We start from the raw sequence: 22,594 nt of genomic DNA, 5'->3' as shown, positions 1-22,594 counted from the left end.
TCAGCGAATACTGGCGCGGACTTTCTCTCTGAAATTGTTCTCGATTCCATCTTGAATCTTGAGCTTGTCCGCGAGCGATGGAACCAAATGACGGCTGATGACGATGACTCCGTCTTTGTCCCCCAAAATAGCGTCGCCAGGGTTACAAACAACATTGCCGCACGCGACAGGCGCACCGACCTGTCCCGGGCCGTATTTGGATGGGCCAGCTGGATTCACTGCACGCGCATAGGTCGGCAGCCCCATGGCGCTCAACTCCTCCACATCTCTAACCGCGCCGTCGATGACCACAGCTGCAACTTTTCGAGCGAGACAGACTTCCCCCAGCAGATCACCAAAAACAGCACGGTTCGTTTCACCGTTGCCATTGATCACGAGAACGTCACCTGGCTTGGCATCGTCCAATGCCCTGTGGATAGCCAGGTTGTCACCTTCCCAAGTGAGGATAGGCAGTACCGTTCCGGAGAACGAAGCTTTGCCTGCAACATGATGGATAGCGGAAGCCATCATTCCCAAGCGCCGCAAAACATCGCCAATAAGCGCGACCGGGTAATGCGATATCTCTCTAATTTGTTCTAGGGACGCGCGTTCCCAATCTTCGCTCACGGTGATGCTTTCATCAGATACGTTGATAAACATGGTGACCTCGGCTTGAAACTGTTTAGAGCGCTATTAGTTGAACGTCTTGGATATAGGGTTGTTGACTGGGTGCAGCGGTGCTTCGCCGCGCAAGACTGCGGATATCGCCTCTACAGCGCTCATGCCAACACGCAGCAATGATTCATTGGTTTGTCCTGCAACGTGAGGCGTGACGAGCAGGTTGGGCAGATCTGGAACGGGGAACGTATTGCAGCTGAAAGGAGAGATCATGTCGGTGTTTTCCGCAGCCAGCACGTCGACACCTGCACCACCCAGCTTGCCGCTGCGAAGCGCTTCTGCAACCGCCTCTTCATCGATCACGCCACCACGGCTGGTGTTGATCAGGATGGCGCCTGTTTTCATCTTCTCGATTTCAGCCCTGCCAATGAGGTTTTCAGTTCCCGCCTGCAGAGGCACGTGGAGGCTCAGCACATCTGCTTGGGCCAACAAGGTATCGAGATCTACCAAGCGTTTATCGAAGCTCAAATCATAAGCAGGGTCAGTCGCCAGAACCTTCATGCCGAAAGCTTCAGCAACTGGCGCAACGTGCTGACCAATGTCGCCGAAGCCGATCAAGCCAAGGGTTCGACCCTCGAGTTCGATACCCGTAAGGGACAGTCGATCGGCTGCCCAAATACTGCTGCGGGTTTGATCCGTAGTCAGTTGAATCTTGCGGCTGATTCCAAGCAGCAGAGCGAACACATGCTCCACAACACTTCTTCTGTTCGCGCCTGGCGTATTGGTTACCCAGACACCCAGCTCGGCTGCGGCTTTGTAGTCGACGTTGTCGTAGCCCGCGCCGTGCCGGGCTACGATCCGCAGTTTCGGGGAAGCGGCGATCATCGCTGCAGAGATGTGGCCGCCGCGCAAAAATACGGCATCTACATGTTGTTGGATGTCTGCATAAGACACCGCATCTGGGCCATAGCCGAGTCGAACCTGGCCTACCGAAGAAAGGGCTTGCAATACATCGGGATGGATCGGACTTGTTACATAAATCAAAGGCATGATCATTACCTTAGGAGAATTGGTGGGTGTTGGCATCATCGCCAGCCACCGGCGCATTTTTACGAACGGTCGAGATAACGATCAGTCCCAAGAGACCTGATGCACACAAGATGAATGCGGGAGTGGACTGATTACCGGTTGCACCGATCAGCCAGGTAGCGAGGAATGGGCCTGAACCTCCGCCGATTACTGCGCCAACGCTGTGGCCGAAGGCGACGCCGGTGTGGCGGATATGCATTGGGAAGAATTCGGGCATCACCGAATAAGTGCCCGCCTGGCAGAGTGCATACGGAATCATGCCGAGAGCCAGGCCAGCCATAGCTAGATTGACCGAGCCCTGCTGCATCAGCATGAAGGAGGGTATCGATAGCACGGCATAGGCCAGGTAGGAGTAGCGCAGGATGGACTTGCCGCCGCGATATGAGCCGAGCTGGCCAGCCAGAGGGATCAGAAACGCGGCCAGGATCACAGCGACCAGTACGATCGTCGACGCCTGGCTCTTCGAGTACCCCAGGATTGAGCTGAAATAGGCAGCGATGAATACAGTACCGATGTAGGTACCGATGTTCTGCACCATCGCAATCATGATCACTTTGGCCAAAGGCTTGCGATAGTCGCGAAGCAACTCAGCGAAAGGTTGGCCTTTCTTGACTTCAGCATCGTCTTTTTTGGACGCAAATTCAGGGCTGTCCTCAATACTCAGTCGCATGTACAGACCGATGATCCCTAATGGCAAGGCCAGTAGGAATGGGATACGCCAGCCCCAAGAGAGCATCTCCGGATCTGTGAGGGTAGCCGCAGCAAGGCCGGCGATTGCAGCCGCCAAGCCTTTACCAAATTGAGCGATGGAGGGCAGGAACGAGATGTACAAGGCGCGGCGTTTAGGCGGAGCCCATTCGCGGATGTAGCTTGCAGCGCCACCGATTTCGCCACCGGCGGAGAAACCCTGGAGCATCCGCAGTACGACCAGAAGTATGGGTGCCCAAACTCCGATTTGTGCGTAACCGGGCAGTAGACCAATGAGGGTAGCCGCCGCCCCCATAAGGGTAATGCTGGCGATCAAGCTGAAGCGTCTGCCTACCTTGTCTCCGAGCCAGCCAAAAGCGATAGCCCCGAGAGGCCGAACCAAAAATGCAGAACCAAAGACGAGGAATGTATTCAGCAGCCCTGTCGTCGCATCGTCGGAAGGAAAGAAAACCATTGCCAGGGTTGCGGCAACGTATCCATAGACGCTGAAGTCGTAGTACTCAACAAACGTCCCGAACACAGCTGCCCTCGTGGCCTTCTTCGCTTTCCTGGTTTGCTCCGTGTCTTCGACGGTGAGTACGGCGGGCTCCGCCATAACATTATTGTTGTTCATGGGCACCTCGGGTAATTGGACGTCGGCCTCATTCAAAAAATGGGACAGTGTCCTGCTTTTGTTTTGTCTAGCTTCTAGAACCACGAGTCGGTTGTCAACAGCCGGGTGAGATTTGCGGTCGGGATGCTTTTGACGCCAGAATGGAGCTCCCAGAACCTCGATTTATTTAATGATGGCTCACTCAGAACGCTCTATCTCCGCCTCTACGCCCGCTACCCCTGCATCCAGCCATACCAGGCTGATAGAGGTAGTGGATGCGCTCGTCAGGAGAGCGGGCAGTGAACCATGGGGAGTGCGGGAGCTCGCTGCAGAGCTTTCAGAGAGCAGAAGTACCGTTAATCGGATTTTGGTTTCGTTGGTTGAAAATGGTTTTGCTATTGAGGTGGGAATAGGCAAATACAGCTTAGGGCCAAGAGTAAGCGTTCTTACGAAAGCGCTAAGTGATGCAAGTCTCCTTCTTGGCTTGAGCGGGGCATCGTTGAGCGAGCTGGCTGATTCCTCACAATGCACTGCGCTCGTCTCTGTGTACTGCCCCCTCAGTAATGGTTATTTCGTCGCTGCCTGCCGTGAGGCCAAAGCCACGCTCACGTTCAGGCCTGAATTGGGTGTTATCTTTCCACTTACATTTGGAGATATCGGTCGGCAGTTTTCTGCATTCATCGAGGCCGATTGTTCGCATTCAAATGTGCTTGGTAACCCTCGTGATGTAAGTTGCAGTTCGAGAGCTCAAGAAGCCCTTGGACTACTATCAGAGGCAGAATTCCCCAGCGCTTTATCGATTGCCACAAAGAGCCTTGCGAATGGGCTAATCATCTCAATTTCAGTCCATTCTGTTGCTAGCACCGGGTCAAAAAAGTCCTCGCAAATTGATGCAGATGTGCAACGAGTCGCTGCAGAGATAGAGGCAGCAGTAAAGTCTAAAATTCTAAACTGCCCTCAACGAGCGCCCAATTTATCGATCGAGGATACTAAGTCCACCGTTACTCGCCTCGAGAGACTTTTGCTATTGGCCTGCGCTTTTCCGGACGGACTGAAAAACTCTGTGAATTTGACTGAGCAACTTTTATGCAATGAAGCTACTGCTAAACGACTGATACAATCTGGCGTTCAAGGGGGAGTCGTAGATTTATCTGGCTCAACCCTTTTTCCTGGTTCGAAGCTCTATCAATGGGCCTCCAGGATTGGCCGCGATCACCGCAATCTCGCTGATCTCACACGACCGATTTTGTCAGGATTAGTCCAAGAGACCGGTGAGACAATCGCATTTCTAGCCTACGACGAATCAACTAAAAAAGCGGAATTCCTTGATGTAATTCAAGGATGGCGACCGATTCAGTACAAACTTCAAGTCAACGTGGAAGTACCGCTGTATGCCGGTGCGGCTGGTAAAGCGGTGTTAGCTTTCTGTGACCAAAAATTAGTAGACTCTATCGAACTTGAAAAAATTACCGAGGCAACCATTACTTCTCGTGAAGTGCTCAGGTCGGAGTTAAAGGTAATTCACGAAAGAGGCTGGGCCACAGGTGACGGCGAGCGTGTGCTCGGCGCATTCGGCTTGGCTGTGCCATTTTTTGTAGATGGCAAAATTAGAGGGTCGATTTCAGCCACTATTCCTCAGTATCGTAAAGATGAGCGTGATCTTCCTACACTCACACAGTTAATGCGCGAGGCCACGGCTAAGATTGAGCGTCTTCTCTCACTGGGTGTAAGCAGGGGGTGAATCGTCCCTAGTTTCGTTGACACCTCTAAGCTCTTGAAGCCTTCTAATTCGACGCGGGCTTAAAAAAATCGAACTTTAGACCAAGCTGCGCGCTTTGCTAGCTGATCACGGTTACAGCCTGAAAGACGTTATTAACCTGCTCGAAAAGTGAGCAGAAGCAGTTGAACACCTGGGGCAGTTTTCAGTCGGCAGAACAGCCTCTACTGGGTCAGTTTTCGGTCAGCGGCAACAATGGATCACAAAAGCGAGGTTTTGTGACCTGTTCCACCTGGTAACCGGCTGACTCGCTCCACCGCGGCCAACGCACACATGACATCTTCTTGTTCAGAGCCACCCGACACACCGATCGCACCCACGATATCCTCCTCATCTAGAAAGGGCTCTCCTCCGCCGAAAAGGACAAGCCCCGCTTGTAAAGGCAACCCTTGGCGCACCGCATGCGAGCGGTTCTCCAATCGATGCTCCCAAGCGCTGGTCGAAAGCCCATAGCCGAGTGCGGTCAATGCCTTTCCACGTGCAATTTCACTGCATTGCAACGTAGCCCCATCCATGTGTGCGGCCAGGATTTGTTGACCCATGGCATTGACCACGCAGACGCTAATGCGCAGGCCACGCCGCTCAGCTTCGGCTACGGCGGCCTCCATGGCGCCGATAGCCGAGGGTAGGGTGATTGTGCTGATCTGTCGTCGATGTGCATTCATCGATAGACCTCCGGTGGATAACGAATGGTGGGAGATTCAACGGGCATCGTTCGGATCATTCAAATCGCGATCACGAGGTTCCGGAGTTTTGAACGTGGTGTACAACGTCGCGAGGGTCAGCAGCGTCAAGTAACCTGCAATGGGTAGCCAGGCACCTACCGCGGCGTGAGGATCTTCCGGACGTATCGCCACGACAAAGGCGATGATCAAGGCGCCGGCCATAGGCGCAATCCCACCAGCAATCACCGATGACGCTTCCCGCGCAACCGATACCCCCATGTAGCGATGTCCTGCGCCGAAGAGCTCTGGCAACAATGCAGCCTGGGTACCGAACATGCCCCACGTTCCGATGCCCAGAGCCAGGGCAATGGCGATCATGCTGGACACGGCATCGCCTTGACTGAGCACCCACCAGACAGGAAAGGCGAGCACAAGCTGAAGGAGGGCGAAGGCGCGATAGACTCGAACGCGACCAAAGCGATCACTGAGTTTGCCCGCAATGGGCACCGTACAAGCGCCAACGGTGGCTGCGCATATCAATGTCATTACACCAATCGGGCCCTGCAGACCGATGACACCTACCATGTAGCTCACGGCAAGGGCCTGGTAAATCGATGATCCGCCATTCTCCGCCAGACGCAGTCCGATACCCAACAACAAGGGGCGGCGTGAAGTGGTCAGCACGGTGCGTAAAGGGCTGACGTTTTCATTGCGGTTCGCCTTCATGCGTTCAAATGTGGGTGATTCTTTGAGCCGCAGACGCATGTAAAGACCAACGCCGATGATGATCACACTGAGCAAGAAGGGTACGCGCCAGAGCCAGGTCTCAGTGACGTGGGCTGGATCGTTGGCCAACATCAGATAGATAACTGCTGCGAGTAATGTCCCGATCTGAATACCCAGAAATGGTAGGGCAGCATAAAACCCACGCTGCCCGCGAGGTGCGTACTCGGTCATCATGACCGCCGCGCCAGCTTGCTCGGCACCCGCGCCCAATCCTTGCAGCAAGCGTAGTACCACCAACAGTAAGGGTGCCAGGTATCCCGCAGTCTCGAAGGTCGGCAAAGCACCGATCAGGGCACTCGAAACCCCCATGAGTAGAACCGTAGCGGTCAGTACATATCGCCGGCCAATTCGATCACCTAATTGCCCAAATAGAATGCCGCCCACGGGACGTACCGCGAAGCCTAAAAAGTAGCTGCCGAAACTGGCGATCAAACGCATCTCAGGTGTCTGTTCCGGAAAAAACAGAGGGCCAAAAATCAGTGCGGACGCCAGCGTGTAAAGCGCGAAATCGTAGTACTCCAAGGCACTACCCAATGAACACGCCCAAGCTGCGCGACGTAGATCGCGGGTCTGTACTTCGGTCTCGGGCGCGCTCGCGGTATTACTTGAATAGCTTTCGGTTTCACTAGGTGTGGTGCTTATTGTTGTTGTTTTCATGACCTGTCCTCTGGGGAGTCAGTGCGAAGCTTCAGGTTCAGATTTGCAGGCGTTCGATCTCCTGAAGCATCGCGTGCTCCATGACTTCCAACGGTGCTTCATCGTGGCCGGTGTAGAGCTCAATCTGTTTGCGAGCCTGGTGCACCAGCATCCGGGTGCCGGACACCGTGACGCAGCCCAGTTGCCGTGCCTGGCGTATCAATGCGGTCTGCGCAGGGATGAAGGCGACGTCCATCACCACAAGATGACTGGCCAGGCGTCCCTCTAGAAGATTGACGGAGGGCTGCCGAAAGCCGGCAGAGGTGGCGTTGATAACGATGTCGAATTCACTGGCAAGAAAACTTTCGATGCCACCGCCATATTCGGTGCCCAGCGACTCGGCAAGGTCTCGGCCTCGAGCAGCACCACGGTTGAATACCGTGACATGCGCCCCTGCCTGCAAACAGCCGTACACCACTGCGCGTGCCGCACCGCCGGCGCCGATCACGGCCACGCGGCGATTAGCTGGATCGATTACTTCACCAAGCGCCGCCAGCGCGCCGAGGTAGTCGGTGTTGTAGCCCGTCAGAACACCGTCGACGTTATTGATGGTATTGACCGCGCCAATCACCTGGGCGGCTTCATCAATGATGTCCAGGTGCTCGATGACCGCCGTCTTGTAAGGCATCGACACGTTCATGCCCCGCACACCGAGTGTGCGAATGGCTTGTACGGCAGCCGTCGGGTCTTCCACACCGAAACAGACGAAGCGGTACTCCAGGCCAAGATGTTCATAGGCAGCGTTATGTATCTTCTCGCTGAGCGAAAAGGGCTCAGCCATGATCGAACCGCAGAGCGTAGGGATAGATCGAGGCATGCTGTTTTTCCTTTGTTGATCAGGTCGAGCATTGGAGGAACAGGCTTACACGACGCTGGTCAGTCCACCGTCGACATAAAGCACCTGGCCGTTGATGAAATCAGAGGCATCAGAAGCGAGCAGGAGGAGGGCGCCAGACAGCTCCTCCACCTCGCCCCAGCGTCCGGCTGGGGTACGCTGGCAAAGCCAGTCCGAGAACTGTGCGTCATTGACCAGGTCGCGATTGAGTTCGGTTCGGAAGTAGCCTGGCGCCAGGCCATTGATCTGAATCCCGTATCGCGCCCAATCAGCGCACATGCCACGGGTGAGCATGCGGATCGCGCCTTTTGTGGCGGCATAGGGCGCAATGGAGGGGCGGGCAAGCTCGCTTTGGACAGAGCAGATGTTGATGATCTTGCCGCGCCGGCGCTCAATCATTCCGCGCACTACAGGCTGGGTGACATTGAACACACCATCCAGGTTGGTGCGCATGAGCGCGTCCCAATGCCCTGGGTCGAAGTCCTCGAGCGGCGCTCGATGTTGAATGCCGGCGTTGTTGACCAGAATATCGATGCCGCCCAGACGCGCTTCCAACGCGGCAACGGCGCTGGCGATTTCAACGCGATCAGTCACATCGAATACTGCGTAGTCGACGCTCAGGCCGGCCTCACTTAGCTCTTCACATTTTCGTTGCAGTGACTCGGCGTGTCGGCCATTCAGCACAACAGTCGCTCCGGCAGAGAGCAAGGCTTCGGCAAGCGCCAATCCAATCCCTTTGCACGAGCCGGTGACCAGTGCTATCCGCCCATTCAGATCAAACTTATCAAATGCACTAATCATCACAGGTTGCACCACTGGCCATGTAATCCGTATGACTGGCAGTTCAACGCGGTATCGACGCTGCGTCCAATTGTCCTTCATTATCTGGTGATCACGGATACTGATAAGGAGTTACGAACGTGGAGCTCAAACTTTTGCGGGCCTTTATCGTACTGGCGGAAGAGCTGCATTTCGGCCGAGCCGCGCAGCGGTTGTCGATCGTGCAGCCTGCGCTGAGCATGCAAATCAAGGCATTGGAAGAGGAGGTCGGCGCTCGGCTGTTTGATCGAGACCGGCATTCGGTGGCATTGAGCGAGATCGGTCGAATCTTTCTCCCGGAAGCTCGCGCCACCTTGCATCAGTCCAGCCGAGCCCTGGATATTGCGCGGGCATCAGGTCGAGGAGAAGTCGGGCGCCTGCGATTGGCATTTGTATCGTCAGTGCTTCCCGGAATACTGCCGACGCTGATTCGTACACTCCACCAGCGCTTCCCCCGAATTGAGCTGGAGTTGAAGGACATGCCCTCACTCGAACAGCTGAGGCTTCTGCGGGACGGTCACCTGGACTTTGGCCTTGTACGTCTGCCGATCGCCGCACCCGACCTCCAGACGCGCATCATCCTGCGGGAGTCATTCGTAGTCGCAATGCCGAGCGATCACGTGCTGGCCAAGCAACAAGTGTTGCTCCCGTCACAGTTGGCCTCTATTCCGTGCTACCTGCTTGCGCGACGATTTGCGCCGGGTATGCATGACGAACTGCTCGCAGCACTTGCAGGATTCGATACGCAGCTAAATATTGCTGCCGAGCTTGGCGAGTACACGACGATGCTGGCGCTGGTTTCGGCGGGCTTGGGGATGGGAGTAGTTCCGGCAGAAGCCGCCCGGGCCTTGCCTCCCAATGTCATTGCCAGACCTCTTGAGTTAGGAAGCCATCAGACAGCGCTCGGATTGGCCTGGATAGATCTCGATACCCCGATCAAGCGGACACTGTACTCATTGATGCAGGCGCTTTTTCCGTGACATGCGGTGTAAGTCTTAAAGTTTCAGACTGAGCATGAGCTTTTACGATCACTGGTAGGAAACCTGCGTGGGTTGATCTGAAACCGGTTTCATCATTCAATGTGTTGTCATACATTTACCGATTTCAAGCGCGTAACGGATGAGTGTTGCCCAGTGACTTGTTGGGAAGTGAAAAACCACGAGTCCTGAGACGGTAAGTCCCTGGCGCAACTCCTACAAAAAAATCCACCGCCTGACCCATAAACCGATGAGGATTTGCCTTGCCTGAACATGACCAAGAGAACCCGCGCCGAGACTTTTTGCGCAAGACACTCACGTTGATCCCTGTGGTAACAGTAGCGAGCACTGGTCTAGGTATGACCGCGCTTGCGGCAACTGAAACCAGCCCGTCACCCAAACCAGCGGTTGCGCCGGTAACTGGCGATTACCAACCCACCTTTTTCACCAAGGAAGAGTGGGCTTTCGTTCAAGCAGTCGTATCGCGCCTGATTCCTGCTGATGACCTTGGCCCCGGCGCACTCGAGGCCGGTGCAGCCGAATTTATCGATAAACAAATGAACACGCCGTACGCGACTGGCGCGCTTTGGTTTATGCAAGGCCCATTCGTGGCTGATGCGCCCTCGGAAATGGGCTATCAGCTACAACTGGTGCCGCAGCAGCTTTATCGTTTGGGGATCGCCGCCGTGGATGCGTGGTGCAAAGACACTCAAGGTGACGTTTTTTCTGCCAAAGACAGCGCTACCCGAGACAGGATTCTCCAACAAATGGAATCAGGAGCGTTGTCTTTGGATGATTTTCCAGTCAAAGCGTTCTTCAGCCTAATGGTGCAAAACACCCGGGAAGGGTTCTTCTGCGACCCGATTCACGGTGGTAACAGAGGGATGGTTGGTTGGACGCAGATTGGCTTTCCAGGTGCTCGAGCTGACTTCATGGATTGGGTTGAGCGCAATGAGCAATACCCGTTCCCAGCGGTTTCAATTCGTGGGGAGAGGGCTTGAGTATGTCGAAGATTTTGAAAAAGGTTGATGCCGTAATCGTCGGTTTTGGCTGGACTGGCGCGATCATGGCCAAAGAGTTGACTGAGGCGGGACTTAATGTGGTGGCCCTGGAACGCGGCCCGATGCAGGACACGTACCCCGATGGCAGCTATCCGAGCTTTCCTAGAAAGGTGAGGCTGAAAACAGTCGAGTTGAGGTATGTAGTAAGGTGTACGAAGTTACGCACTGATGCTCACCACCGAGGTACCTCAGCCATGATTACGATCCTCAGTTGTAGCCAAGCTCGCCGGCGAATCCGTCGGCTGCTTGCGCTTGTCGCTCGAGGTCACAGCTTCGTCCTAACCAAGAACGGGCGAGAAGTTTGTCGGCTGTTGGGTGCAGAGGCAAAGGAGTAAGAGAAGGTGAGATCGCCGTCATCGATCAAGGAGTATCGGCCAGGGCCTCAAAGCGTGCAGTGTATCTGGACGGCCCTTGGGTTGCCGTCCCGCGGCACTAGGCTTCATGAACTAGTGTATGAGGGGCTGTCTTTCGAATACCTAGATCGGATAGCAAGCGCCTTGCAAATGCAGCGAGGGGTTGTTTCCAAAGCTATGGGCATGTCTCCCGCAACGATGGCTCGTAGGAGGAGAGCAGGGCGGTTCAATACCGTAGAAAGCGATCGCCTGGTGGCGTTGCTCTCAGTTTTGGAGCGCGCTGTATGCCTGTTTGAGGGTGATCTTTCTGCAGCGAAGAGATGGATGTGTTCGCCGGTTAGGGGGCTCGGATCGAAGTGTCCAATCGAGATGACGGGGACGAGGGTGGAAACGCAAGCCGTCTTGGATTTCATTGGTCAGCTAGAGAAAAGCATTCTTGTATGAAATCGGCCAGGCGGAGTATTTGATCGGCTCCAGCCACCTAGCACCTTCTGACAATTCCGTGACAGTGCGTTGAGGGCATAGCCAGCAGGCCATAGATCGATTGTTCGCGCAATCAGCCCGCCCACCAGGCCTTGCAGATCAGCCAACAGTGATAGTGGTATCGCCATCGTGGTGCCTTCGAAGCGTCAGCCATTGAGCGACGGTGAATGAGACGAAGGAGTACATTTGTACCCCTTCGACACATTACCCTCTATCTCGCGTCCCCAATCGCTTCACGGACAGCGCCCGCTCTTGATCATGCGAGTGATAATAGGTGTTCTGAGTCGTTGCCAGGTTCGAGTGGCGTAAGTCGTACTGGAGATCCTTGGCGTTTCTGTACGGCGCGTCAAACGTCGCCGAGGTATGGCGTAGCCAATGAGACGATGCTACCCGCAGGCTATCCATTTCGTAGGGCTCGCGCCCTTCATTGCGCATGCGTACCAGGGCGTTGTCGAACACAGCTTGGAGGAGGGCGCGCACTTGCCGATCAGAGAGGCCTGCGCGGCCACTCATCGTTTTCAGAAGCGGAGTCTTCTCTTGGTAGCTCGGCAATGGGCTCAACCCAGTGAACGTGCGATAGCGTTTTAAGTACTTTTCCACGTACTCATCCCGTACTGCAATCTTGCCGGACTTGTTTCCTTTGCCCACCACGTGGAACCACCAGTTTCCATCGGCATCCAGGCGAAAGTCGCCCATCGTGGGTTGCCAATTGGAACGCCCAACTAAGTCCGATATACGGAGATACATGCTGAACATCGTGAGGAGTATGAACAGGGTGCGTTCGTGTTTGACAGGCTCAGCCGCCGCCATTGCTTCTGCTGTATCAATCACGTAATCCCATTGCAAGGGTGTTAGCGCGCGTGAAGAGTTGGACTCCTGTTGGGATGAATTGTACTGTCCTTTCTTTGCGACCTTACGAAACGGGTTAGCGCTGGCGAGTTCTTCTTCGACTAAGTACTCGTAGAAGCCGCTGGCAACTTTGAATACGTTACTCATGCTGCCTTTCGAAGAGTGATAATCAGCACCCAGAAATTCTTCAGCATCCTCCGTCAACGTCCTAGTTTGTTTAGGCGCGCGCTGTGTGAAAGGTCTCCATTTAGGATTAGGAACTATATCCGAGCCCGAACATGAAGTGTCATCTGAATCAGCTAGAAAACGATTGCGGATTACTGGGCCAACCCAGCTGACCGGTGGGTTCTTACAAAACTCCAGAAAGGCTTCGGCATCCAGCCTTTTCAGTTCAGTGACGGGCTTCTCACGGATAATCAATGACCACAGCAGCAGGCGCTCTACGTGCCCACGATAGGTGCTGTACGTGAGCGCGTTGTCTGCATAGCAACGTAGATAGCTACGTGCCGCCAGGAAGCCCGGGATAGCCTTAAGTGCCGGTGCGAAGCGAATCAGATACTGGTCGACATTAGTCATCGATGGCCGGCCCAAGGTGAAATCTTGATCTACAAAGTCACCGTGAGATTCAAAGATTGGCCGGGGCGTGCAGGTCATCTAACTTACCGAAAAGGGTTGGCCTTATTTAGCGATTGAATACTTCCTAATCTGGCTGTTTTAGGAAGTTCTAGCTTCCTATGCCGACTGCTCTCAATCGCCTGACCGAGTTAATGGGGGTCTGTGGATAGTATCCCCAAGTTAGGCCAGTCGCAACCACAACCATGCCACGTCCATTCATCTGCAAACTGCGAGTCCGAACTTGACATATTGATCTGAACGCATTAAGTGGCTTCGATCACTGTTTTTCAAGTTAGCTATGACCGAATTAACTTCTGCGATTACTGATTTATAGCATAAATTGCCTTTTTCCTCGCTAAAACTCCACCTCCGCCCAGCGGGTGAATATTTGACTATATATTGACAGTTGAAGCTCCAAAGCGACGAGCTAAGGAAAGTGTCCACATTATTATTTTTTTAGTCGCTTTCGGAAAGTGTCCGCATTGAGTGCGAAACGCCCCGAAGCCAGAAAAACCGTATTTCTGACGTCATGGACGCCCAGCTAGAACTCCGGAAAGTGTCCACGTTATTGTCGGATCCACGCAAAAAGAACTCTATGGCTCGTCTGAACGCTACGTGCACCTACAACGTCGAAATGGAGGGTTCCGCAGGCCGGGATGGCTTGCAGGCTCCGGCGAGCCTACCCTTGAGGTCATCAATCAACGCTGAGTTCGCGTTGGTGGAGGTAGCATTGCCAATGCTGAAAACGCTCGAAATCTCGGAAAGTGTCCACATTACGCGATTCGACTCGCGATTCGGAAAGTGTCCATATTATGTGCAAAAAGCGCTGGAAGCCGCGAATTTCGTGGTCTGTAGGTTTGGAGTCACCCTGGCTGAACATGTCACAAGTGTCCAGATAGCGGAAGAATTAAGAGCAACGGTTCGAGCGATCGTCTCATCCCGATGCCCAGTGAAATCAAGGGGTTAGGGATAACGCACAGAAGCAAAAGTGTCCGTATTTCGTAGGATTGAAGGCCTATTTGAGCAACGCCGAAGCGCTGGAGGCCATGAAACTAGAGGGCTCTAGGATTTTAGGGATGAAAGTGTCTGCAAAACGCAACGGTGACAGTCGGTGATTGTTGAAAAGGTCTATATGCACCACGATATACAGACACGCTATTTAACATAATATACATTACACGTAACAACGTATTTCAGATTCAGCCTCGATATACGTGTCGAGATCATCGAAATATGCGAAAAAGCAGCTAAATATGAGAAAAGGCAAAAAATCAGATGGTTACTCGAAAATACTTGTGCTGGAGATCAAGCCCGCATTGACGTCTTCTTGCTTAAATATGCGTCAAACCTGCTGGGCTTCAACCAGCGTATAGTGCGGTTACTGCCACAAATGATTCCGTTCCATCAAGCACTTCGGTTAGCCGGAGCATTCATTTTAACTCGTAATCGTTCAGGTTGAGTCTGCCTGTCGTCGGCGCTATTGGCGAAATGGTGCAAACCGAAGCTGTGTACTCTGACGGATTTGCTTACCGATCAGCTGACCGGTTGAAGTCCTCGGAAGTGATTTTTAGGACGTTTTCGGAACTAATTCATAGACAACTGCGTTTTTCCTCCGAGTTCACGAATTACTTCCCATCTTAACTGCAGTCCTCAGAAGTAACTCCGTAAAAATGGAAAATAATCGCGTAAATCGAGCCTGTCGCTTCACGTTCACGGATCAGCAATGCTGCCCTTGATTGACGTGAACGCGCGCCGTATGCAGATTCGCCTATTCGATTGATTTAAGGAGTTTTTTGGGGACCGGCTTGTTCATTTACGGTATTACTGACATTACAGCGTCCGCCTACTAGCACGTCGCTGTGTGAAATCTGCAGCGTTCAGCGTGGAGTTGGTACTCAGATTGTAAGCGCTGGTGTGTGTGGTGAAGGCATACGCGACTGATTGATACAGACCCGCAGGTTTGGCGGTGCCACCTGCGAATGAAGGCTGTAGAGCTTTCTTCTCACCAAATTCCCTGGAAGCTCGCCAGAATAATGCTGGTCCGGTACCGTTGTTAACTACAATTTTGACTTGTTAACTACAGTGGTTAACAGGTCAAAAAACCAGTTTACGGAGTAATACTGAGCCTCCGTGCTTTGGCCTTGATTCACCTAGCGCGTCAGGGATTTTAAAGCTCCGTAATGCTATTCGGACTCTGGGGTTTATCAGTCGAAATGGTAAACCCGATTATCGCTTGCGTTTCACTGTCAACAGCGAACGTAATCATCGGATTCGGTAGGCGTTGCCCCTCCTTATCTACCAATAAAACGTCGAGCTTAAACGTGCACACCTCAATGGGCTTCTCCATTTTTTGGCACCCTGCTAGATTAGGTTTGAACTCATCAAAGCGTCAGGTCTGACGAGTGATTTGTGCTCCTGAGGATAGTCTATGCGCCACCAACCGCCAGAGACACCCTAAGGGGTTCAACGTGGACAACATCAGCCAGCTCAACTAAACATCTATTTAGTTTAGTTATAAGTAAGCACATTTCAGTGCCTTCTTTCTGCATAGTTCCGTTGCAACATCCGATAACTGTCAGACCCGGATATTGCATACTGATTGTCGCTCGTAAACCTCTGCTCGATCTGCGGCGCTCCGATGCGGAACAATTCATGGAGTTCTGCCTTAACCCGCCCGTAACTTGGTCGGGCCCATGATCAAATCACGGTTCAGACGCATCGGTGGCCGAAAGCAGCTTGAATCAGATGATTACGTAGTGAATCGTGATTGGCGGCCATTCAGTAGCACGGTATCTAAACGTGAGCGCAAGCTGGTGACTGAGACGATGCGTGATCTCTCCGCGCGTCCTCACCAAATGGCCCAGGAGTCTGTGGCTCAAGTCTTCGCTGTCTGCGGCAGCTTCTTTCAACACGTGATGGATGAAGGACTTAAGGACGCGAATCCGTTCCGTGCAATCAAGCAGAAGTCGATCTATAAGCAGCGAAATACACTGGACGTGGCGTCTCGCTCCTTGACCGAGTTGCAATGGAGTTTCGTAATTGATACTACGGAACTGATGGCTAACGATGATCCAGCCCATGTGCGCAGGCTGTTCGTAGTGGCGACGCTCTTTGCTATGTACCTCCATGTTTCTGACCTTATCGGCCGTGATAACTGGCGGTAACTATGGGAGATCTGCGGAGGGATACAACGGGCAATTGGTGGTTCCACGTCATCGGGAAAGGTAATAAAGCGGCTAAAATCAGTGTGAGAGACGAGTACGTCGAGCACTATCTCGTGAGATATCGCCACTTGTTAAAGCTCTCTCCCCTGCCCTCACCACAGGAACAAACGCCATTGATTAGCACACTGAAAGGCCGCGGACGGCTATCAGACAGACATGTACGGTGGCTTCTTCAGTTGGTGTTTGATCGCGCCTTGCAACGTATGCAAAGTGAAGGTTGGAGTGAAGACGAGATTGACCAACTCCGCTCTGCCTCCCTCCATTGGCTACGCCATAGAGCGGCTACGTTCGATGCGCCTCTTCGCGATATGAACGATCTCCCAGTCGATCTACGTCATAACAGTCTCAGCACAACGCAAAATACCTAGTACAACAGTCTTGACGAGGAACGAGCCCTATCAGTAAAGGGATTGAAGATGCGGAAATAACGTTGTGGCGATCCTCCATCCACGTCGAGCCCTCAGCGAATGTAGCTGCCGCCGTTGACGTCAAGCGTGGCGCCATTCAGCGACGCCTGGGCGACAGCGACAATGCCCTCGCCCGCGACACTGCGGGCAAGGGACTTGGTGAGGTTGATCAGGGCGGCCTTGCTGGTGCCAAAGGCAGCGCTTGCGCCGCGTAGCCACGCTGTGCGGCGCGATTGGCCATGTTGATGATGCGTCCACCGCCATTAGCGCGGAAGTGCCGGCCGGGGCACTTGCATTGCCATGTGGGTAGTGCTTGTCATCTACCGTTTACTCCGTACCAGCGCAATGGGCAGCCTGGGACCTGCCCCAAGCGTATCACCGATTCTTGTAGCTGAAACTGGCTCGAGCCAGATGAGTTAATTTGCGCGATGACGAAAGAAAATCTTTCCCAGGCCCTGACGTTCAGGGGCTGCCGCGCTGCTCGTAACCGCTGCGCGTGACGGCCCCGGCCACTTTCGAGTGTCAGGCCTGTCAGCCATCCGGCATCGAGGCCACATTCAACCCGGCCTTGGGTAAAACCGGATGCATACTTCAAGGTCAGCCCCTGAGCCCATTCCTCGGTTCTCGGAGGCTCACAGCTGCGTCAAGATTATCGTTACTGAACCCGTGGGTTCGCAGCTGAAAAGGTGCAGAAGACCCGGAAATAAAACTACTTGCGCGCGGCTCCAATCCCTAGGCAGGCATGCACAACGCAGCAAGCGCCATTGCACTGGCAATGCCGACTCGCATGCAAACTATTACTTTGTTGTTTTAATTTCTTATAGGAGATGGTGCACAGAAAAGATCAGTTCAAAGCTTTTGCTTCGCAAGGATGCGACCGATTGCACCGCCCAGCAGTACGATCGCGGTATCCCTGATCAAGTCGTCCGACCTGTACAACCGTGTGGCATCAAGCAACTGGTTGGGTGACCAGACCGGGTAGCCCTCCTCCATCAACTTTTGCGCAACCAATCACGGTCAGCTACCTGATCCTTAGTGCACGACGGTGTCGATCCGCTGCCAGCAAAATCCGCTGCCCGGCCTAGCTTTCAAGCAAGCACAAAAAGCTTGGCTCAGCGAAAACTGCCGGGCCAAACCTCCAGAAAACCTTGAAACTTATTGAGTTTTCACGATCTTGCGATCATCCGGCAACCCCCAGTAGATCAATCCCGCACACAAGATACAGAACGGTGCCAAGGCCAACATACCCATGTAGGTATTGCCACTGACGTCGTTGATGTAACCCACCAGCAACGGCGCGACCATGCCGCTGAGCTGGCCCACGGTATTCACGGCGGCGATCCCGCCTGCGATGGCCAGACCGGTAAATGCTTGCTGCGGGATTGTCCAGAAAATCGGGATGGCGATGAATACACCCGCAGTGGCCAGGACCAAGAATGAGGTCAGCAGGATGTAGTGATCGTTGAAGTAGCACGCGGCGAAATAACCCACTCCGCCGACCATCATGCACAACCACAGATACTTGCGCCGCTCACCCGTGGCGTCCGAACGCCGGGTGACGATGATCATGCCGATCGCCGCTACCAGGTACGGCAGCGCCGTCAGGAACCCAACCGTCAGTTCGCTGTTGATCCCCGAGGCGCTGATCAGGTGCGGCATCCAGAAATTGAGCCCGTAGCCCGTGAGTTTGATCATGAAATAGATCACCGACAGCACTGCCACTTGCCGGGTGAAGATCACCTGGAACAGCGATGCCTGGATCGGTTTGTTCTCTTTCTTGTCATTGTCCAGGTTGCGCTGGAGCAGGTCTTTCTCGTCTTGCGACAGCCATTTCGCCGATTGAATGTCCTTATCGAGCTTGAACAGTACGATGACGCCCAGAACACTGCAGGGTAACCCGGACAACACAAACAGCCAGTGCCAACCGGCGAGACCGAGGAAGCCGTTCATGTATTCAAGGATCATCCCCGACACAGGGGCGCCGAGGACGCCTGCCAGTGGAATCGAGAGGAACCAGATACCATTCATGCTCGCCAGGTTTTTCTTCGGGAACCAGCAGGCCAGGTAGAACAACAAGGCTGGTCCGAACCCCGCCTCCATAACGCCGATCAGAAAGCGCAGGAAGTAAAGGGTGTATTCGTTGTAGGCGAACACCAGCGCGGCGGTCGCCAGGCCCCAGGACACCATGATCCGGCAGATCCAGCTGGGCGCACCGTAGCGCTTGAGGCCGTAGCTGCTGGGCACTTCGAATAGCACGTAGCCAAAGAAGAAGATGCTTGCGGCAAATCCATAGGCCGCGTCCGACAGTCCCAGTTCGGCCTGCATCTGGGTTTTGGCGAAGCTGATGTTGATGCGGTCGAAATAGGAAAACAGGAAACACACGATGGTCAGCGGCAGGATCCGCCAGGCGATGCGTCGATACAGCAGCAGTTCGTCAATACCGCCCGCATTCAGCGCAGCGCCTTGAATTGCAGTAGCCATGTTATTTCTCCGTAATTGTAGTTGTTGGAGATCATTCATTCCGGCGCACGGGGCTACCGGTATAGCATCAGGAAATCTTCAGCGGGCGAGTGACTTTGGACACTCGCCAAAGCCCGGTAACGCCACGGGACTGATCAGCACCCCGTCAGAGTCGGCATACAGCCAGTCGCCAGGCAACACCGCGACGCCTCGCACGCTCAGCGCTTCCTCAAGGATGCCGCCGCTTTCATTGTTCGAACGCACCGGCCAGCAACCGGTGGCAAGAATGCCCAGTTCGGTTTGCGCCAACGCCTGGGAGTCGCGCAGATTGCCGTTGATCACCACCGCAGCCCAGCCATTGCGCAGGGCCAGCGCGGCCAGGTTGTCACCCAGCAACGCCAGGGGATTGAGCCCTGCGTCGATCAGCAGCACCCGCCCCTCTCCAGCACTAGCTAACAGCGCGCGAATCTCGCCGTTGCAGCCGTGGGCCGCCAGAGTGACGAGTTGCCCGTGGCAGCGCCGCACGGCGCCGTACCAGGTCCAGTCGCCCGGCAGCACCCGCAGCTCGCCGCTAGCAAGCATGGCGGCATGCCGGTCGCACAGATCCGAGGTCGACAGGTTCATTTCACACCACCTCGCGGAGGGCGAATTCGCGCAGCTCGGCAAAGCTGGCGAGGCGACCCAGCAGCGCGCTGGCGGCCACGGTGTAGGGGCTGGCCAGCCACACTTGGCCGGGGCCGGAGCGACCGGGGAAATTGCGGTTGATCGCGCTGACGGTGACCTGATCCGCCCGCGTCGATGATCCCGGACCACAGTTTGCGCAGGCGCCGCAGCCCGGCATGATCAGCTCCACCCCCATGCGCTCGAAGGTGCTCAGGTAGCCTTTTTCGATGCAGTAGTCACGTACGGCCAAGGTGCCGAACTGCAGATACAGGCGGGTGTGCGCGGCGATTTGCAGGCCGTGCTCAACGCCCCATGCGAGCACTTCGTGGTAGTAGTCGAAGTCTTCGCGCTTGCCTGCGGTGCAAGAGCCGCCGTACGCAATATCTACCGATACGTGCTCATCCAGTTCTGCCAGCGGCAGACCATTGCCAGGATCACCAGGGGCTGCCACCAGGGGGGGCAGCGCAGAACAGTCGATTGCAAACTGGTGCTTATACTCGGCGCCTTCGTCGCTGAATAACCAGTCTTCCAGTTCGACTTTCACGCCCCGTCGCTGAAGAATGAAATCCACCGTCTTCTGGTCCGGCTGGACAATGCCGGTGAAGCCGCCGAGCTCCGCCACCATGTTGGTCAGCGTGGCCCGCTCATCAATTGACAGCGCCTGGACCGCCTCACCGCAATATTCGAATACAGCGCCAATGGCATTGCCCTGGCGAATGTACTCGGTACGCAGCAACTCGAGCACAACGTCTTTCGCGGTCACTCCCGGGAGCAAACGACCACTGAGTTCCACTCGAATCACCTCTGGCATGCGGCAACGGATATAGCCGGTGGCCCAGCTGTTGGCGATGTCAGTCGCACCCGCACCAAAGGCCAGGCATCCAAGGGCGCCGGAGTGCGGTGAGTGGGAATCGGTGCCGACCACGACCTGGCCCGGCAGCGCATGCTGCTCGGTCATCAGCGCATGGCAGATGCCTTCAGAGCCACTACTGCCTTTGAGCGCACCATGGGCGACAACCGGGTAACGGCGGACAAATTGATCATGGGCCGAGGCCAGCCCGCCGACGGCTGCCAGCAGATTGTCGCGCACATGGGGAAAGCTTTGATTGGCGAGGATCAAGTGATCCTGGAAGGCGATGATTTCATTGGGGCGGACCAAATTCACCGGCTCACCGAACGCCTCGTGCATGAAGTGCGCGCACATGCCGGTGAAGTAGTCGTGGCTGAAGCGCCAGTCCGCGGAAATGAACAGGCCATCGCCACGGGCTACCTGCCCATGGGGGTCGATGCGCCGGCGTTCGATGATCTTTTCCACTAGGGTCAGCGGACGATTCGTGGGGATCGGGTTGAAGACTTTTTCGTCTCGCGGCGGCAGCTCGGCTTTGCTGTACGGCAGCAGGCCGCCCGCGCGGATTACGGCCTGGGTCACGGCGTCGCGACCGACGAGGAACTCTTCGATATCAATCGACTCACCGGCGCGAATGCGCTCGATCAAGCCCAAGTCCGTCGAGGTATAGATCCCGATGTTGTCGCAGTTCTGACGGTAAATCCGCTCAAAACTCTCAGCGATGATCAGGCGAATACCGGCCGATTTTTCTGCCAGCGGGCTGGACTCGCGCGACGAGCCTTTGCCATAGCGCTTGCCGGCCACCGTGACCTGGAAGCCTCCGTTCTGCACCGCAAAGTTGCCGATCGGCAGCACGTTTTCGGTCTTGAAGCCCACGTAGGGGAACTCGCCCAACCGATGGTCGTAGGTCATCATGATCACCACGGGGGTGATTTCGTCCGTGGAAATATTGTCGCGCAGCGGCAGGGCCTCGGCTAACGTCAAGTCCCGCCCCTGCAACTGAGCCGCGACGGCTTCATGGCTGCAGGCCAGGAACAAAATGCGTCCGTCGAAGTGGATTTTTGTTTTAGTCATTTTCTATCTCCTCTCCGAGAGGGATACTAAACCTCGCACTTTCAAGCGAAAGTGATCATTGCTCAGCACAGCCATCACCAAATATCGGTTCTCAATGCATTCAATCTGGCGATTCGACCCCACCTCCCTCAAGCTCTTCATTTCCGCCAGCGAACTGGGCAGCATTGCGCGCGCGGCGGAACGGGAAAACATGGTGCCGTCCGCGGTCAGCAAGCGTATTGCCGAGCTGGAGGAAGCCCTTGGCACGCCGCTGTTCTACCGCCACAAAAAAGGCATCGAGGCCACTCCCGCCGGCCTTTGCCTGCTGGAGCACGCCAGGCGTGTGGTCGATGCAATGATGCTGATGAGTGCCGAGATGTCGGGGTTTGCCGATGGTCAACGCGGGCATATCCGGGTCGGCGCCAATCGCTCGAGCATCATTCAGTTTCTGCCCCAGGACCTGCGTGCCTACCGCGATGCCTTTCCCAACGTGGCGATCGAACTGCAGGAGCAAACCAGTGAAGAGGCGGTGGATTCGGTACTGAGCAATCAGAGCGACCTGGCGATCGGCACCGATCTGGCGCGAGCCGTGGAGCGCGGCCTGGAGGTCCATGACTACCACTCGGATGAGTTGGTGATTGTGCTGCCCCAGGGGCATCCGCTGGCGGAACAAACCGCCGCCACCTTTGCCCAGACCCTGGCGTTCAGCCACATCGCGCTGCATAAGGACAGCCCGCTGTACCGGATGCTCGATCAAGCGGCACGCAGCGCGAAAAAGACCATTCGCTATGAGGTGCACGTTAAGAGTTTCGATGCCGTGTGTCGCATGGTCGAAGCCGACCTGGGCATCGCGGTGATTCCTCGGCAGGCGATCAGCTACACCGAGGGTCCGCGCCTTGCCGTGGTGCCGCTGACCGACAGCTGGGCGACACGACGCTTTCATATCGTCACCCGCCCTGCGCCTTATCAGTCGACCGTGTGCAAAAGCTTTCTCGAGTTTCTCTGCGCCCAGGTGCCCCAACGGGACTGAGCGCAGCC

General features: G+C 55.1%; 18 protein-coding genes and 4 pseudogenes. 10 read left to right on the top strand and 12 right to left on the bottom strand.

All coding sequences use genetic code 11. The features are described from left to right. From ACRESJ_RS02155 to ACRESJ_RS02145, 3 genes are read right to left on the bottom strand one after another with little or no spacing between them, the layout of a single operon-like run. The gene (locus ACRESJ_RS02155; RefSeq protein ID WP_431756416.1) at positions 1–639 is read right to left on the bottom strand and encodes an RraA family protein; all 639 of its coding nucleotides are present in this window, start codon (positions 637–639) and stop codon (positions 1–3) included. A gap of 33 nt (positions 640–672) precedes the next feature. After that, positions 673–1,647: a hydroxyacid dehydrogenase gene (locus ACRESJ_RS02150; RefSeq protein WP_431756415.1), complete on the bottom strand. Its 975-nt coding sequence runs from the start codon at positions 1,645–1,647 to the stop codon at positions 673–675. 10 nt (positions 1,648–1,657) lie between these two features. Continuing rightward, positions 1,658–3,007 (bottom strand): MFS transporter, encoded by a 1,350-nt coding sequence (locus ACRESJ_RS02145; protein ID WP_431756414.1) that lies wholly within the window; start codon positions 3,005–3,007, stop codon positions 1,658–1,660. 250 nt (positions 3,008–3,257) lie between these two features. Here ACRESJ_RS02145 and ACRESJ_RS02140 point away from each other — a divergent pair, with 250 nt between their 5' ends. Together ACRESJ_RS02140 and ACRESJ_RS02135 are read left to right on the top strand one after the other, a co-directional pair. Continuing rightward, positions 3,258–4,727, top strand: coding sequence for an IclR family transcriptional regulator domain-containing protein (locus ACRESJ_RS02140; protein ID WP_431756413.1), 1,470 nt, complete (start codon positions 3,258–3,260; stop codon positions 4,725–4,727). A 50-nt stretch (positions 4,728–4,777) separates the two neighbouring features. Then, a pseudogene (locus ACRESJ_RS02135) lies at positions 4,778–4,872 on the top strand (transcriptional regulator); the annotation flags it as partial. 91 nt (positions 4,873–4,963) lie between these two features. Here ACRESJ_RS02135 and ACRESJ_RS02130 read toward each other — a convergent pair. The 4 genes from ACRESJ_RS02130 to ACRESJ_RS02115 are packed head-to-tail and all read right to left on the bottom strand — an operon-like array spanning position 4,964 to position 8,546. Then, entirely contained in the window at positions 4,964–5,428 is a 465-nt protein-coding gene (locus ACRESJ_RS02130; RefSeq protein WP_431756412.1) for a GlcG/HbpS family heme-binding protein, read from the bottom strand. A 36-nt stretch (positions 5,429–5,464) separates the two neighbouring features. Then, positions 5,465–6,871, bottom strand: a complete 1,407-nt coding sequence (locus ACRESJ_RS02125; RefSeq protein WP_431756411.1) for an MFS transporter — start codon at positions 6,869–6,871, stop codon at positions 5,465–5,467. Between the two features lie 37 nt (positions 6,872–6,908). Continuing rightward, entirely contained in the window at positions 6,909–7,727 is an 819-nt protein-coding gene (aroE, locus tag ACRESJ_RS02120) for a shikimate dehydrogenase (protein ID WP_431756410.1), read from the bottom strand. A 45-nt stretch (positions 7,728–7,772) separates the two neighbouring features. Beyond that, entirely contained in the window at positions 7,773–8,546 is a 774-nt protein-coding gene (locus ACRESJ_RS02115; RefSeq protein WP_431756452.1) for an SDR family NAD(P)-dependent oxidoreductase, read from the bottom strand. Positions 8,547–8,665: 119 nt separating this feature from the next. Between ACRESJ_RS02115 and ACRESJ_RS02110 the strand changes: the two genes are divergently transcribed. The 5 genes and pseudogenes from ACRESJ_RS02110 (at position 8,666) to ACRESJ_RS02090 (ending at position 11,399) form a co-directional block, all read left to right on the top strand. Next, entirely contained in the window at positions 8,666–9,544 is an 879-nt protein-coding gene (locus ACRESJ_RS02110) for a LysR family transcriptional regulator (protein WP_431756409.1), read from the top strand. Between the two features lie 260 nt (positions 9,545–9,804). Continuing rightward, positions 9,805–10,542, top strand: coding sequence for a gluconate 2-dehydrogenase subunit 3 family protein (locus ACRESJ_RS02105; RefSeq protein ID WP_431756408.1), 738 nt, complete (start codon positions 9,805–9,807; stop codon positions 10,540–10,542). A gap of 2 nt (positions 10,543–10,544) precedes the next feature. Beyond that, positions 10,545–10,700 (top strand): annotated as a pseudogene (locus ACRESJ_RS02100) (hypothetical protein); the annotation flags it as partial. 96 nt (positions 10,701–10,796) lie between these two features. Next, complete coding sequence (locus ACRESJ_RS02095) at positions 10,797–10,937, top strand: type II toxin-antitoxin system prevent-host-death family antitoxin (protein WP_431756451.1); 141 nt, start codon at positions 10,797–10,799, stop codon at positions 10,935–10,937. A 6-nt stretch (positions 10,938–10,943) separates the two neighbouring features. Beyond that, positions 10,944–11,399, top strand: coding sequence for an antitoxin Xre-like helix-turn-helix domain-containing protein (locus ACRESJ_RS02090; RefSeq protein ID WP_431756407.1), 456 nt, complete (start codon positions 10,944–10,946; stop codon positions 11,397–11,399). Between the two features lie 243 nt (positions 11,400–11,642). Here ACRESJ_RS02090 and ACRESJ_RS02085 read toward each other — a convergent pair whose 3' ends face one another. Continuing rightward, positions 11,643–12,941, bottom strand: a complete 1,299-nt coding sequence (locus ACRESJ_RS02085; protein ID WP_431756406.1) for a tyrosine-type recombinase/integrase — start codon at positions 12,939–12,941, stop codon at positions 11,643–11,645. Between the two features lie 2,556 nt (positions 12,942–15,497). Between ACRESJ_RS02085 and ACRESJ_RS02080 the strand changes: the two are divergent. Both ACRESJ_RS02080 and ACRESJ_RS02075 read left to right on the top strand, forming a co-directional pair. After that, positions 15,498–16,494: pseudogene (locus ACRESJ_RS02080) on the top strand (site-specific integrase); the annotation flags it as partial. 62 nt (positions 16,495–16,556) lie between these two features. After that, positions 16,557–16,748, top strand: coding sequence for a hypothetical protein (locus tag ACRESJ_RS02075; protein WP_431756405.1), 192 nt, complete (start codon positions 16,557–16,559; stop codon positions 16,746–16,748). 101 nt (positions 16,749–16,849) lie between these two features. Here the strand turns inward: ACRESJ_RS02075 and ACRESJ_RS02070 are convergent. The 4 genes and pseudogenes from ACRESJ_RS02070 to ACRESJ_RS02055 all read right to left on the bottom strand — a co-directional run. Continuing rightward, a pseudogene (locus tag ACRESJ_RS02070) lies at positions 16,850–17,146 on the bottom strand (OprD family outer membrane porin); the annotation flags it as partial. Between the two features lie 542 nt (positions 17,147–17,688). After that, a complete protein-coding gene (locus ACRESJ_RS02065) occupies positions 17,689–19,014 on the bottom strand; it encodes an MFS transporter (RefSeq protein WP_431756404.1) in 1,326 nt (441 codons plus the stop codon). 78 nt (positions 19,015–19,092) lie between these two features. Continuing rightward, on the bottom strand, positions 19,093–19,617 hold the full coding sequence (locus ACRESJ_RS02060; RefSeq protein WP_431756403.1) for a hypothetical protein: 525 nt from the start codon (positions 19,615–19,617) through the stop codon (positions 19,093–19,095). A gap of 1 nt (position 19,618) precedes the next feature. Further along, positions 19,619–21,577, bottom strand: a complete 1,959-nt coding sequence (locus tag ACRESJ_RS02055) for an aconitase family protein (protein ID WP_431756402.1) — start codon at positions 21,575–21,577, stop codon at positions 19,619–19,621. Positions 21,578–21,671: 94 nt separating this feature from the next. Between ACRESJ_RS02055 and ACRESJ_RS02050 the strand changes: the two genes are divergently transcribed. Continuing rightward, the gene (locus ACRESJ_RS02050; RefSeq protein ID WP_431756401.1) at positions 21,672–22,586 is read left to right on the top strand and encodes a LysR substrate-binding domain-containing protein; all 915 of its coding nucleotides are present in this window, start codon (positions 21,672–21,674) and stop codon (positions 22,584–22,586) included. Positions 22,587–22,594: the final 8 nt, after the last annotated feature.

Origin of the sequence: Pseudomonas sp. (assembly GCF_050739655.1) — a bacterium.
Lineage (GTDB): Bacteria > Pseudomonadota > Gammaproteobacteria > Pseudomonadales > Pseudomonadaceae > Aquipseudomonas.
The sequence above is the reverse complement of the archived record's forward strand: the minus strand, read 5'-3'. Positions and strand labels throughout refer to the sequence as shown.

Coding starts and splice junctions, on each gene's coding strand:
- ACRESJ_RS02155 (WP_431756416.1), bottom strand. CDS start 639: ATGTTTATCAACGTATCTGATGAAAGCATCACCGTGAGCGAAGATTGG.
- ACRESJ_RS02150 (WP_431756415.1), bottom strand. CDS start 1,647: ATGCCTTTGATTTATGTAACAAGTCCGATCCATCCCGATGTATTGCAA.
- ACRESJ_RS02145 (WP_431756414.1), bottom strand. CDS start 3,007: ATGAACAACAATAATGTTATGGCGGAGCCCGCCGTACTCACCGTCGAA.
- ACRESJ_RS02130 (WP_431756412.1), bottom strand. CDS start 5,428: ATGAATGCACATCGACGACAGATCAGCACAATCACCCTACCCTCGGCT.
- ACRESJ_RS02125 (WP_431756411.1), bottom strand. CDS start 6,871: ATGAAAACAACAACAATAAGCACCACACCTAGTGAAACCGAAAGCTAT.
- aroE (WP_431756410.1), bottom strand. CDS start 7,727: ATGCCTCGATCTATCCCTACGCTCTGCGGTTCGATCATGGCTGAGCCC.
- ACRESJ_RS02115 (WP_431756452.1), bottom strand. CDS start 8,546: ATGATTAGTGCATTTGATAAGTTTGATCTGAATGGGCGGATAGCACTG.
- ACRESJ_RS02095 (WP_431756451.1), top strand. CDS start 10,797: ATGATTACGATCCTCAGTTGTAGCCAAGCTCGCCGGCGAATCCGTCGG.
- ACRESJ_RS02085 (WP_431756406.1), bottom strand. CDS start 12,941: ATGACCTGCACGCCCCGGCCAATCTTTGAATCTCACGGTGACTTTGTA.
- ACRESJ_RS02065 (WP_431756404.1), bottom strand. CDS start 19,014: ATGGCTACTGCAATTCAAGGCGCTGCGCTGAATGCGGGCGGTATTGAC.
- ACRESJ_RS02060 (WP_431756403.1), bottom strand. CDS start 19,617: ATGAACCTGTCGACCTCGGATCTGTGCGACCGGCATGCCGCCATGCTT.
- ACRESJ_RS02055 (WP_431756402.1), bottom strand. CDS start 21,577: ATGACTAAAACAAAAATCCACTTCGACGGACGCATTTTGTTCCTGGCC.
- ACRESJ_RS02050 (WP_431756401.1), top strand. CDS start 21,672: ATGCATTCAATCTGGCGATTCGACCCCACCTCCCTCAAGCTCTTCATT.